This window comes from uncultured Thiothrix sp. (genome assembly GCF_937873765.1).
Taxonomy (GTDB): Bacteria; Pseudomonadota; Gammaproteobacteria; order Thiotrichales; family Thiotrichaceae; genus Thiolinea.
In genome coordinates this window covers 59236-72929 of sequence record NZ_CALMZC010000013.1, presented here as the reverse complement: position 1 = coordinate 72929, position 13694 = coordinate 59236, and the positions used below count along the sequence as shown (strand labels likewise).

Annotated in this window: 10 protein-coding genes; 5 read left to right on the top strand and 5 right to left on the bottom strand. The window is 46.8% G+C overall.

Annotated features, from left to right (window positions below; translation table 11 throughout):
- The first annotated feature begins 110 nt into the window (after positions 1-110).
- Positions 111-899 (top strand): alpha/beta fold hydrolase, encoded by a 789-nt coding sequence (locus tag Q0307_RS02835; protein WP_298656179.1) that lies wholly within the window; start codon positions 111-113, stop codon positions 897-899.
- A gap of 82 nt (positions 900-981) precedes the next feature.
- Positions 982-1755 carry an inositol monophosphatase family protein gene (locus tag Q0307_RS02830; protein ID WP_298656176.1) on the top strand — a complete coding sequence of 258 codons (774 nt, stop codon included), beginning with the start codon at positions 982-984 and terminating at the stop codon, positions 1753-1755.
- Here the strand turns inward: Q0307_RS02830 and Q0307_RS02825 are convergent.
- Genes Q0307_RS02825 through Q0307_RS02815 form a run of 3 tightly spaced genes read right to left on the bottom strand, consistent with a single transcriptional unit; the run spans position 1752 to position 6287 of the window.
- Positions 1752-3044, bottom strand: coding sequence for a replication-associated recombination protein A (locus Q0307_RS02825; protein ID WP_298656173.1), 1293 nt, complete (start codon positions 3042-3044; stop codon positions 1752-1754). The two genes, Q0307_RS02830 and Q0307_RS02825, sit on opposite strands and share 4 nt — an antisense overlap.
- A gap of 6 nt (positions 3045-3050) precedes the next feature.
- Entirely contained in the window at positions 3051-3725 is a 675-nt protein-coding gene (gene lolA, locus Q0307_RS02820) for an outer membrane lipoprotein chaperone LolA (RefSeq protein ID WP_298656170.1), read from the bottom strand.
- A 27-nt stretch (positions 3726-3752) separates the two neighbouring features.
- Positions 3753-6287 (bottom strand): DNA translocase FtsK, encoded by a 2535-nt coding sequence (locus Q0307_RS02815; protein ID WP_298656167.1) that lies wholly within the window; start codon positions 6285-6287, stop codon positions 3753-3755.
- 176 nt (positions 6288-6463) lie between these two features.
- Between Q0307_RS02815 and trxB the strand changes: the two genes are divergently transcribed.
- Entirely contained in the window at positions 6464-7429 is a 966-nt protein-coding gene (gene trxB, locus Q0307_RS02810; RefSeq protein WP_298656164.1) for a thioredoxin-disulfide reductase, read from the top strand.
- Between the two features lie 12 nt (positions 7430-7441).
- On the top strand, positions 7442-8188 hold the full coding sequence (gene aat, locus Q0307_RS02805) for a leucyl/phenylalanyl-tRNA--protein transferase (protein WP_298656161.1): 747 nt from the start codon (positions 7442-7444) through the stop codon (positions 8186-8188).
- Between the two features lie 24 nt (positions 8189-8212).
- Here aat and Q0307_RS02800 read toward each other — a convergent pair whose 3' ends face one another.
- Complete coding sequence (locus Q0307_RS02800) at positions 8213-8872, bottom strand: HAD-IA family hydrolase (protein WP_298656158.1); 660 nt, start codon at positions 8870-8872, stop codon at positions 8213-8215.
- Complete coding sequence (locus Q0307_RS02795; protein WP_298656156.1) at positions 8869-9810, bottom strand: RluA family pseudouridine synthase; 942 nt, start codon at positions 9808-9810, stop codon at positions 8869-8871. Before Q0307_RS02795 ends, Q0307_RS02800 begins: the two co-directional genes overlap by 4 nt.
- A 669-nt stretch (positions 9811-10479) precedes the next feature.
- On the opposite strand from Q0307_RS02795, the gene rne reads away from it, so the two are divergent.
- The gene (gene rne / locus Q0307_RS02790; protein WP_298656154.1) at positions 10480-13692 is read left to right on the top strand and encodes a ribonuclease E; all 3213 of its coding nucleotides are present in this window, start codon (positions 10480-10482) and stop codon (positions 13690-13692) included.
- The last annotated feature ends 2 nt before the right edge of the window (positions 13693-13694 follow it).

The window sequence follows — 13694 nt, the reverse complement described above, 5'->3', positions numbered from 1 at the left end:
TTTAACCCATCAGTATAACTCAATTCGACCAACTCGCTTGGAAACCCTTGACACTCACAGGTATTCCTGTTGAATTGCAGCCTACTTCTGTAGCCAGCGGACGATTCAAGATGGATTTAGAAATCATTCAGCGCTCTACTCAGCCTCAAGGCCAGCCGCTTTTATTTGTGCACGGTATTTTAAGTGCAGCTTGGATTTGGGATGTGTATTTTTTAAACTGGTTCGCGGCGCAAGGTTATCAAGCTTATGCCTTGAGTTTGCGCGGGCATGGCCATTCACCCAGCGATAAGCCGATTAATCGGATTGGGTTAGTTGATTTTGTCGAGGATTTACGCCAAACCGTCCTGCATATTCAAACTCAAACCGGTAAAGAACCCGTACTCGTTGGACATTCAATGGGCGGGATGGTGGTGCAGCGTTATTTATCAGAATATCGCGCCCCTGCTGCTCTCTTAGCCTGTAGCGTCCCCCCACAAGGCATGATGCCAGTTTCCATGATTAGCACTTGGACGAATCCACTGTTGGCGATGAAAATGGCACGGATTTATAGTCAACCAGAGCAAACTGATCTGCAATTTACCCGCGATGTACTGTTTTACCATCCTGTCAGCGATGAGAATCTACAAACTTGGTTTAAACATACCCACCCTGAGTCGATGCGCTTGCTCTGGGATATGAATGTAAACTTGCCGTTTGTCTCACGGATTAAGCAAACGCCACTCGCTGTGCTTGGAGCACGCCATGATCGTTTAGTGCCTGCCAGTGTAGTGCATTGGACGGCAGGTACGTATTGCTGCCCCTTAACTTGGGTCAATGCCGGTCATGCCATCATGCTCGAGCAAAATTGGGCAGCAACGGCACAATGCATGCATGAACATATTCAAAAGCTCTTAACTTGAGGCGTGAGACTTGACTCGTGCTGGTTAATCCTGCTGAATGACGCCCTCTTTTGACTAAATGAAAACGAAACCAAATTAACTTATGAGCCCGTTCCTCCAAACTGCCTTAGAAGCCGCGTATGCTGCCCAAGAAATCATTCTGCATTATTATCATGGCAAATTTGCCGTTGAGATCAAAGCAGACCAATCACCCGTCACGATTGCTGATCTTGAAGCAGAACAAGCGATTAAGAAAATTATTCTAGAACGCTTTCCAGAACATGGCTTTTTTGGTGAGGAAACCGGCAAAACCAATCCTGATGCGGAATATACTTGGCTGATCGACCCGATTGATGGCACGAAAAGCTTTGTGCGCCGCTATCCGATGTTTTCTACACAAATTGCTTTAATGAAAGGTTCGGAGCTGATTTTAGGCGTATCGAATGCTCCCGCCTTTAACGAAATGGCTTATGCCGAACAGGGGCAAGGTGCTTATCTCAATCAACAACCGATTAAAGTCAGTGGCTATACTGAAATCAATCAGTCAGCTTTGTCTTTAGGCAATATAGCTTCTTTAGCGGCTAGCGCTAGTTGGGGAAATTTAGGTAAGCTTATCACACAAGTGCAACGCATTCGGGGTTACGGTGATTTCCTACATTACCATCTACTAGCCAGTGGTAAAGTGGATATGATTGTCGAATCCGATGTGAATGTACTAGATATAGCTGCTTTGTCAGTCATTGTGAATGAAGCAGGTGGTGTGTTTACGGACTTACAGGGTAAACCATTGAGTTTAAGTAGTACTACTGTCTTAGCAGCCGCGAGTAAAGAGCTGCATCAGCAATTGTTGCAGAGCTTAAACTACCAAACAGCTTAAATTTTACCTCGTAGGCTTGCTAATTTCTGGCGAATTTTTAACTCTAAGCCGCGCTCAACAGGTTGGTAGTAACGCTGACCTTGGAGTGCTTCAGGGAAATAATTTTCACCACTAGCATAGGCATTCGCTTCATCATGGGCATAGCGATAGCCTTTGCCGTAGTCCATGGATTTCATCAGCTTAGTGGGTGCATTACGCAAATGCATGGGTACTTCTAATGAGCCCGACTGCTTAGCATCCTGCATCGCTTGCTTAAAAGCACTATAAGTCGCATTACTTTTGGGCGCACAAGCTAAATAAACCACCGCTTGCGCCAGCATCAACTCCCCTTCAGGGCTGCCTAAGCGCTCATACGCATCCCAAGCATTAAGTGCTAGCTGCAAACCACGCGGATCAGCATTGCCAATATCCTCTGAAGCCATACGCACGATCCGCCGCGCTATATACAAAGGATCACAGCCCCCATCAAGCATCCGACAAAACCAATACAAAGCCGCATCAGGATCAGTACCACGTACCGCTTTATGCAAAGCTGAAATCTGCTCGTAAAATAAATCCCCTCCTTTATCGAAGCGCCGCAAAGAACCACTAGCTACCTCTTGCACAGTAGCATCGCTAATCACTAAACCTTGCTCAGTTTCTTCGGCCAAATCAGCAGCCATTTCCAGCCAGCCTAAAGCCCGCCGCGCATCACCATCGGCCATTAAGACCAGTTGTTCTAAAGCTGTGGTACTTAAACTTAAATCACGTGCACCCAAACCCTGCTTCTGATCATGCAAAGCCTGCTGCAAAATAGCGCGAATATCATCAGTACTTAAACTGCGTAACACATAAGTCCGCACCCGCGAAAGCAGCGCATTATTTAGCTCAAAGGAAGGATTTTCGGTGGTAGCACCAATAAAGATCAGCACGCCCGACTCAATATGTGGCAAGAACGCATCTTGTTGCGCTTTATTAAAACGATGCACTTCATCCACGAATAGTACCGTGGCTTTACCCAGTTGCTCACGATTGTCTTGGGCCACTTCGACTGCCGCCCGAATCTCTTTTACACCCGACAAGACAGCCGACAACGTTAAAAACTCTGCTTGCCAGTAATGAGCAATTAAGCGCGCTAGGGTAGTTTTGCCCGTTCCGGGTGGCCCCCAGAACAGCATCGAATGCAGATAACCCTCTTCAAGGGCACGACGTAAAGGCTTGCCCTTAGCGAGTAAATGCGCCTGCCCCACGTAAGTTGCGAGCGTTTGCGGACGCATCCGCTCCGCTAAAGGAGTGAAGGCAGTCGTCATCAAAGTTTAGGAGGGTTTGCCAATCACATCCACATTGGCAGGTGGTGTGAATTTAAAGCGTGAGGTATCAATATTCACATCCAATTTCATGCCTTGGAAATGGATATAAGTTTGTTGGCCGAACTTATCACCTAACACCATTTCTTGAATACCCTGATCACTCATACCCAAATCCATCGTAGTGAAATCAGAGTCTTTCTTATGCGGCTTTAAGCGGAACCAAGATAATTTGCTGTTTTCAGCTTCCATCGGCTCAACCGCAAATTGCTGCTCGACGGGCTGCTTATTTAACAGCATTCCTACGGGTGCGGCGGATAAGGCTTGCGTCATGGGTTTTACGGTCACTTGATCCAGCTCCACATCATAAACCCAGACATTTTTGCCATCTGCCACAATTTGATGCGACTCAGGGGCAGCATATTCCCAACGAAATTTACCGGGACGTGAGAGATAAACAGTCCCTTTCGAGTTTTGCTTCAGTTTCCCTTTATCGTCGTAAACTTCTTGCACAAAACCAGACTGCATGGAGTTAACCGTGGTAAAAAATTGGTTTAAGCGAGAACGGCCATCGCTCACTGTCGCAGCTTGCCCACCGGTAGCAGGTACTGCATCCGACTCAGCCTGTACACCTTGGATTAAACCAGCTACCAAAAATACGGTTGCTACTAATTTTTTCATCATAAACTTCAACAAAATCCTAATTTTAATTTAATAATCATCAACCGGTGGTGGCGCTAACACATCACGAGTTCCATTCGGCAGGACAGCACTGACGACACCAGCAATCTCCATGTCTTCAATCATGCGCGCCGCACGGTTATAGCCCACTTTTAAACGTCGTTGTAAATAAGAAATCGAAGCCCGCCGCGACTCAGTGACGACCTTTACCGCCTCATCATAGAGGGGATCCGCTTCCTCGCCACTATCTAGAGGCTCTAAGCCCGGAATAGCTGCATCCATTCCACCGTCTGTATCAGCTAGGACACCAACAATGTAGTCAGGTTCCCGCTGCTGTTTGAGATAAGTGGCGACATCCTCTACTTCTTGGTCAGTGACTAAAGCGCCATGCACGCGCTGTGGAATCGAAGTACCGGGCGGCATATACAACATATCCCCATACCCCAGTAATTGATCCGCACCGCCCTGATCTAAAATCGTCCGCGAATCAATTTTAGTAGAAACTTGGAACGCAATCCGTGAAGGAATATTCGCTTTAATTAAGCCAGTAATCACATCCACTGATGGGCGTTGCGTGGCTAGAATCAAATGAACACCCGCCGCACGAGCTTTTTGCGCCAAACGTGCAATCAACTCCTCCACCTTTTTACCCACCACCATCATCATGTCTGCGAACTCGTCGATGACAATCACGATATAAGGTAAGGGCTGCAAAGGCTCTGGCTTCATTTCTAAAGATTTGGACGGATCAAACAGCGGATCCGCAATCTGTTCACCGCGTGCTTGTGCTTCTTCAATTTTCGTATTAAAGCCGTTGATATTGCGCACTTTAAGCTTCGACATCAGCAGATAGCGGCGCTCCATCTCCGCCACACACCAACGCAAGGCGTTTGCCGCATCCTTCATGTCAGTCACAACGGGTGCTAACAAATGTGGAATATTCTCATAACTACTCAATTCCAGCATTTTTGGGTCAATCAGAATCAAGCGCACCTGCTCCGGCGTAGCCTTATACAGCAAGCTTAAGAGCATCGCATTCACGGCCACCGACTTACCAGAACCCGTTGTACCAGCCACCAATAAATGCGGCATCCGTGCTAAATCCGCGACCACTGAATTACCCGCAATGTCTTTACCCAAGGCCAAAGTAAGCGGTGAAACGCTTTTTTGATAGACTCGCGACTCAATCAATTCGCTAATCGTGACTACATCACGCTTATCATTGGGGACTTCCACACCGATGGTTGGCCGCCCCGGAATAACTTCGACCACCCGCACGCTAGATACACACATATTGCGCGCGAGGTCATTGGCTAAACCTGAAATTTTACTAGCCTTAGTGCCATCCGGTAATTGCAGCTCAAAACGAGTGATCACAGGCCCCGGCTCGCAAGCAACGACTGTAGTATCCCTGACTCCATAATGTCCTAAAGACTCGACTAAGCGTGAGGATAGCAAATCTAAGGCTTCTTTAGATTGACGTACCCGATCTTTAGGCGAAGGTGGTGGATTTAATAAAGACAAGCGCGGCAAAGTTACCGAACTTTCAGGATTCAATGTATAAGCAGCATCGGCTAATACATTATCTCGTACAGTGGTCTCAGCCGCGACAGTGCGTACTCGTGGAGCTTTTTCCTCAATCACTTCATTCGCAGGTGTAATGAGAGGTGTATCTAAAACTTTACTGACTTTCTCAGTATTAGCAGAAAATGCCTCCTGCTTATCCACCTTTTCCTCATTAAAAAGTGGATCATGGGTATACAGATCATTGTCTAAAGGCGTGCGTTTGCCAGTCACCTGTTCTTTTATGCCCTGCAAAGCAGAGACCTTGCCGAGCAGCCCACCTATTTTACTAACGGACTCGCCGCTCGACTTTAATAAATCTTTGCCCACACTTAAGGTCGTACCAGAGGCGGTTACCATCGTCGAGCCATGTTTATCTTTAATTCCTTGGGCTTTTTCAAAGATATTTAGCATGAAATCGCCGACTTTTTCAGTCACCTCCCCCCAAGAAATATCTGCAACAACGGTCAACCCCCCTAAAAATAGGGATAAAAGCACTAACAAAGTTCCAAAGAAACCAAGGAAAGTACCTAATAGGCCACTGGCAACAACTGAGCCAAGAATACCGCCGCCAATCCCATACGGATAAGGAGTAAAGAGCATGTGCGCTAAGCCACTACCTGCGACTAAAGTGAGCACTGCACCCACGATCGTAATCACATCATTCAAGCCACCAATGGGATTGGCTGGAGTACGCAAATGCTTAGGATAACGGAAAGCCGTTAAACCCATCGCGACCAGCACAACGGGAACTGCATAAGCGAAATAACCCAATAAACCATAAAGAAAATTGGCTAACCATGCGCCCTTACAGCCGGCGAGGTTTTTGCACATGCCGACACTAATCCCGCTATTATTGTGGACAAAAGGTCCGGGATCTTTAGCATCATATGAAACCAAGGCCAGCAGCAATACTGCTGCGATCCCCATAAAGACGATTATTGAGGCCTGCTGCAAACTGACACGCTTGCGCTGGTTGAGTTTAATTTTATCCTTGCTCAAGTCACCTGCTTCCTTAATTCTTTTCAACAGCTTAGCCAGCTAAAAGTATAGCCCGTTCTGTCTGGCTTGAAAGATACAAATTGGTTTACTACTTTACCCTATACTCGGCCTGCCTTAGGATTAGGCTAATTATTTCGGCAGCCCTCGGCTAGCCTATAAAAAAATGAGGATTATACATGAACACTAAACATTGCCGACTATTGATCCTAGGTTCAGGGCCTGCCGGCTACACCGCGGCAGTTTATGCAGCACGCGCTAATCTAACCCCTGTTTTGATCACGGGTATGGCACAAGGCGGGCAATTAATGACCACTACAGAAGTCGATAATTGGCCGGGCGATCATTCAGGCGTGATGGGGCCTGATTTAATGACTCGTATGCAACAGCATGCAGAACGCTTCAACACTGAGATTATCTTTGATCACATCCACACTGTCGATTTAAAACAACGCCCTTTTAGCTTAAAAGGCGATTCAGGTAGTTATACCTGTGATGCCTTGATCATTGCAACCGGTGCTTCGGCGATGTATCTAGGCTTAGAATCTGAAGAAAACTTCAAAGGTAAAGGGGTTTCGGCTTGTGCAACTTGTGATGGCTTCTTTTATCGCAAAAAACGCGTCGCGGTGATTGGTGGGGGGAATACAGCGGTGGAAGAAGCACTCTATCTCTCGAATATTGCCTCTGAAGTCGTGCTTGTTCACCGTCGCGATAGTCTGCGTGCAGAAAAAATCATGCAAGATCATCTATTGGATAAAGCTAAAAATGGCAATGTGCGGATTTTATGGAATCACACTTTAGATGAGGTCTTAGGTGATAAAAGTGGTGTCACTGGTATTCGCGTAAAAAGTACCCAAACTGGTGCAACCGAAGCTATTGAGTTGATGGGTGTATTCATAGCAATTGGGCACAGACCAAACACTGATATTTTTGCAGGCCAACTCGAAATGAACGGCGGCTATATCACTGTGAGCAGCGGCTTAGAAGGCAATGCTACTGCAACTAGCGTCGAAGGCGTATTCGCGGCTGGCGATGTAATGGATCATATTTATCGCCAAGCGATTACTTCCGCTGGTACGGGCTGTATGGCTGCTTTGGATGCTGAGCGTTATCTGGATAGGCTGGCTAAAACACCTAAAGCCTAATTAACTAAACCTATGACGCGTCAACTGCGCTTACACCTTTTGAATCCTAACCGACCGGAAGAAGCGTTTCCTCCGGTCGATCAAGCGTGGGATGAGCCGAATGGCTTATTAGCCGTCGGTGGAGATTTAAGTTTAAAACGCTTGGTAAATGCTTATCAGCATGGCATTTTCCCATGGTTTGGTCCGCGTGAACCGATCTATTGGTGGAGTCCTAACCCCCGTGCAGTGCTCTACCCACACAAAATCCGCATTACCCGTAGCCTACGCAAATCCATACGCAATAAAGGCTATCAAGTACACTTCGACCGCAACTTTTCTGCCGTCGTCCGTGCTTGCTCTGCGCCACGCAATTATACTAATAGCACTTGGATTACCGATGATATGCATGCTGCCTATTGTCGCTTGCATTTAGCAGGTTGGGCGCATTCAGTAGAAATCTATGACACCAGTGGTAAGGAATTACTGGGTGGCTTATACGGAGTTGCCAGTGGTGGGGTATTTTGCGGGGAATCGATGTTTAGTCGCGCCCCCGATACGTCCAAAATGGCCTTAGTCGCTCTTGCCTATCATTTAAAAACTTGGGGTTTTACCTTGATTGATTGCCAAATGGCAAATCCCTATCTCATGAGCATGGGAGCGGAAACTATTAGCCGCACTCAGTTTGTACGTATTTTGGAAAGTCATTTGTACACTCCGTTTACGGCTACTTGGCAAGCTGATCCCAATATTGACTTATCGCGTTGGGAACCGGAAGCTTGAAGCCGGTCGTCTTAGCCTATCAATCTATAAAGACGCTAACCAAGCAGGCAACTCACGAATATCCTCTAGACAAACACGCGGATTCAAAGCTACTAAACGCTCACGCCCATGTACACCGTAACTCACACCCGCTGCATGCATTTGAATCGTATGCGCCATCTGTAGATCATATTCCGTATCCCCAATCATTAAGGCTGCTGATGCGGGCAGATTATATTCAGCCAAAATCTCTTCCAGCATCAGAGGGTGTGGTTTAGAGCGTGTCTCATCGGCACAACGAGTAATAGGGAAAAGAGCTTTTAATTGAGTTTCAGCTAACACCTGATTTAAGCCTTGACGCGATTTACCAGTGGCAATTGCTAATAAATAGCCTTGGCGCTCCAGTGCATCTAAAGTCTCACGGGCGCCTGCAAATAGCTCACTGACTTGGCGATTATGCAAAAAGAATTGCTGTTTATATTCATGTGCCGCCGCTTGAATCTGCGTATATGCTGCTTGCGGATGCAAAGTCTGAAAAGACTCTTCTAAGCCAAGGCCAATAATATTACGGATTTCAAGATCACTGCGTACGTCTAAGCCTACTTTGTTATGCACTAAGTGAATACAGTTGACGATATGCGCTGCTGAATCAATCAGCGTTCCATCCCAATCAAAGATCAACAGCTCATAAGGTTTGGTTTTCATTTTTGCCCCTTTAAAGCTTTTAATACCTGATTAATATCTTCAGGCAACGGTGCTTCAAACTGCAGCTTCTGACCACTCAATTCAAAATAGCAGGCTAGGCTGGCTGCATGTAAACATAAACGCTTCACACCCACCTCACGATATTCACGATTTAATTTGAAATCACCATAACGCTCATCACCCAAAATCGGATAACCCAAATGCGCGAGTTGTACGCGAATTTGATGCATACGCCCCGTGAGGATTTGCACATCCATCAACGTACAATCGCCATAGGCAGAGATGGGCTTAAAAATACTTTCTGCAGTCTGCCCTTCTTCATCCTCTTCAGCCACTTGCATCTTTTGGTAAGAATTATTTTCACGCTTTAAGTCCAAGGTGATATGGCGCTTACCACCTTGCCAACGCCCGTGGACTAAAGCTTTATAATGCTTTTCGATTGCGCCGTCTTTGAGCATTTGATGTAAAGCAGTTAATGCAGGACGCGACTTAGCCAACATCACCAGACCACTGGTATCTTTATCCAAGCGATGCACTAATTCCACGAAGGGCAAATTTGGGCGCAATTGCCGAAAGGCTTCAATCAGACCAAATGGAACACCACTGCCACCGTGCACGGGCAAACCTGCTGGCTTATTCACCACAATAATATGCGTATCTTCGTGCAAAATAGCTTGATCAATCCGCTCAAGAAGCTGTTCTGAAGCCTCACTAGCGCGGGGTTGCTCTAACTCAGTACGCACTGGCGGAATGCGAATTTGCTCACCTTCAGCGAGTTTGTATTCGGGTTTAACGCGCTTTTTATCAACGCGCACTTCTCCTTTACGAACAATACGATAGATGACACTTTTAGGAACTTTCTTAAAATATTTTAACAGAAAGTTATCAATCCGCTGTCCTGCTTCATTAGCAGTCACGGTATAGTATTCAACTGACATGTGAGAAAAGCCTTATTCAGTATGCTAATTGTCGGGAATCCGATTGAATGCAATTAGCCAACTTGCTATATTCAGGCTAGGTTACTGGACAGATGGATTTAAAAGTCTGACCGTTGAGCCTAGTGGTTTCTGCCTACCGACAGACGGGTTTATTTATAAGCCAATGCTGGTACGCATGATAGGACTCAAAACCGGATGATTCAATCAAATTCCAAGTGGAATTTGTGTAAGTAAAGTCGCAACTAAAGACGACTTTACCTGAGAGCAGCGCCTTCAGTAGGGTTTACTGAAAGTAAATTAACATAGCAGTTACCTGTTATCATCGCTGCCTGTTTTTAGAGAAGGAAACTAACACTGAGTTAAGTCATCGCTTTGATAGACTTAACTAAGAATAACCTAGTCTCATCTGAATTTATTTCAGATTAGGGCAATTGCCAGCGGGACGGGACATTAACTGGACAACCAAGCAACAGGATGCATTCAACTAAGAGGTAATAAAAGCACACTGGGATGATCTAAACCTTACTTTCCCCATGTTTACACCTAAGAATCCGAACTTAAAGTCTTCGGATGGGTGCTAATAGCTTTTATCTTCAGGCTTATTGTTGCCGGCTACTTCTTCATGAATAGGAAAAGCTGAGCGGGTACTGCACATTTGTGGTGTAGTACATGAAAAGAATTTTAATTAATGCGACACAAGCCGAGGAAATTCGGGTCGCAATGGTAGACGGCCAGCGTCTCTACGATTTGGATATCGAGCATCCATTTCGGGCACAGAAAAAGTCCAATATCTATAAAGGGGTCATTACTCGGATCGAACCGAGCCTTGAAGCAGCCTTTGTTAACTACGGCGCACAGCGTCATGGTTTCTTATCTTTCCGCGAAATTGCGCCGGAATGTTATCATCCTGAAGCAGTCAGAAAATACGGCAATGGTAGCAAAGTCAATATCAAAGACATGCTGCGTGAAGGCCAAGAAATCCTTATTCAAGTCGATAAAGAAGAACGTGGCAATAAAGGGGCGGCACTCACCACCTATATTAGCCTAGCTGGTCGCTATTTAGTTTTAATGCCAAATAACCCCAAAGCAGGGGGTGTATCACGGCGGATTGAGGGCGAAGATCGCCAGCAAATTAAACAGACCTTAAGCGACCTAGAAATCCCTGAAGGTATGGGTGCTATCGTGCGCACTGCGGGGGTTGACCGTGAGCTAGAAGAGCTCAGTTGGGATTTGGATTACCTTAAAACTTTATGGGAGGCGATTACCTCCGCAGCCAATCAGCACAAAGCACCCGTACTCTTATACCAAGAAAGCAATGTCATCATTCGTGCCTTACGCGACTATTTCCGGCGTGATATTGGCGAAATTGTCATCGATGACCCCAAAGTCTTTCGGCAAGCACAAGATTTCATGCAGGCCGTGATGCCGCATAATTTGCGTAAACTGAAACTCTATCAAGATAATACACCCTTATTCAGCCGCTATCAGGTTGAATATCAGATTGAAACGGCCTTCCAGCGCACCGTAAATCTGCCTTCTGGTGGTGCGATTGTGATCGACCATACTGAAGCGCTAGTTTCCATCGATATTAACTCCGCACGTGCGACCAAAGGCCAAGATATTGAAGAAACAGCACTCAATACTAACCTTGAGGCTGCCGATGAAATTGCCCGTCAATTACGCTTGCGCGATTTGGGTGGCCTAATCGTTATCGATTTCATCGATATGCTCCCGAGCAAGCACCAACGGGATGTTGAACGTCGCTTGAAAGAAGCCTTAAAAATTGACCGTGCGCGCGTCCAAGTCGGACGAATTTCGCGGTTTGGTCTTCTAGAAATGTCCCGCCAGCGCCTACGTCCTTCTTTAGGGGAATCTAGTCAGCTCGTTTGCCCACGTTGCGAAGGTCAAGGCCATATTCGTAACACCGACTCCTTAGCACTTTCTATCCTGCGCTTGATGGAAGAAGAGTCAATGAAAGAGCTAACTGGCCGTGTTATTGCACAAGTGCCTGTACCTGTTGCTGCCTATCTCTTGAATGAAAAGCGTGATTCTATCGTTAACATTCAAAAGCGGCGCAATATTGAGCTAACAGTTATTCCCAATCCACACATGGACACCCCGCATTTTGAAATCATGCGGGTGCGTGCCGATGATCTGGAAACCGTGGGTGCAAGCTATACACAAATCAGTGAACCCGAAGACACTGATGCAGATTTAATGGCTGAGCGCTTAGCGAACCCCGTACAAATCCAACCAGAAGCCGTGGTTGGTAATGTAATTCCAAGCCAACCTGCACCACAAATTGACCGCTCTGAACGTGAGCGTCGCCCTACTCCTATAACAGAACCTGAAGTCTTGGATGTGCAGAAGAATCCGGGCTTAATTCGGCGGATTCTCAATGGCTTATTTGGTAGCAGTGCCAAAGTTGAACCTACGATGGCGCAAATCAAGGCCAAAGCGGACGAACAAGCATCTGCTCAAGCCGCCCCCGCTAATGCTCAACCCGCACGTGCTGAAAACTCGACTGTTGAAGAACGCCGCCCTAATCATAATCGGCGTAATAACAGCAATAATCCGCAAAATCGCCGTAATGGTGAAGAGCGTAAACGGGGTGATGATCGTCGGCGGCAGAATCAGCCAGCCAACGAAGAGTTGCCAACCAGCGAAGCTAACGAGGCGGCTGAAAATCAGGTCTCACCGCGTACCGAACGTCAGGAGCGTCGCCAACAGCGTCCTGAGCGCCGTCAACCTGAGCAGCAGGCTCAGCTTGAGACAGTTTCGGCAGAGGCTAACACTCAGGCAACGATTGCTACTGACGATAATGAAACCACACCCAATCAAAATCGCAATGAGCGGCGTGAACGTAATCGTAATCGTCAAGAACGTGAGCGGGACAATCGCCAACAAAACCGGCGCAATCGTGACCGCCCTGAGCTAGCACCAGAAGCGTTAGCTGCCGAACCCGAAACGGTTATCCTCACCACCACGACTGAAGTAATCGCTGTTGAAGAGATGCTGGTTGATACCCCTGCTCAGACTGCAGCGGATGGTACTCAACGTCGCGATAATCGTGATAACCGTCGTCAGCGTAATCGTGGGCGGCGCGAACGTAATCAGCGCATCAGCTTCGAAGCCGAAACCATCACGAGTTATGAGCTACAAACGACCGAAATCTGCTTTGAACAATTAAGTGCTGACATTAACAGGTCTAGCGCTCCTGCTGAGCCTGTCACTGAAATAGCGGTAGAAACAACGAATCGTCCGATTCAAATGGAGCGTCGTGTCCCACCGCCCGAAACTCTAGAGCCGCTAATCATTGATCTGATTCCGAAAAAGCAATCACGTCAGGAACGGCGGCAACGTCAACCGGGACAAGGCTCACAGCGCCGAACAGCACAAGTTGCGGCCGAAACTCCGGAAACTATCAATGCTCACATGTCCGAGTCTACATCGGAGTCTGTAACTGAAACTGGAGTGGTGACTAAAAACCCTGCAGCCTCTGTAGAAGCTGTTACAACTTCCGATAGGCTTGAAGTTACTAATGAAGCACCTGCTCAAATCGTGGTGAACTCTACGCTAGAAGCCTCCACTGCTCAAGATGGCGTAACTCCAATAGCAGCTCAAAATAGTCTTATGCATCAGTCTACTGATGTAGTTACCGAGCAACGTATTCAATCTGAGCCTACTACAATTGTGACTGAAACGACAACAGTACAGCCACCGGAAACGAGTGCTGAAGCCATGGTTGATTCAAGGCCAAATGGAGTAACCGAGCATCAATCAAACTCTAACGCAACCACTGTTACTAACGCACCTGATCAACCTATATCTGAAACGGCTACACCGGTTAAAAAACGCCCGATTTGGATGCATGCTGATTAGAT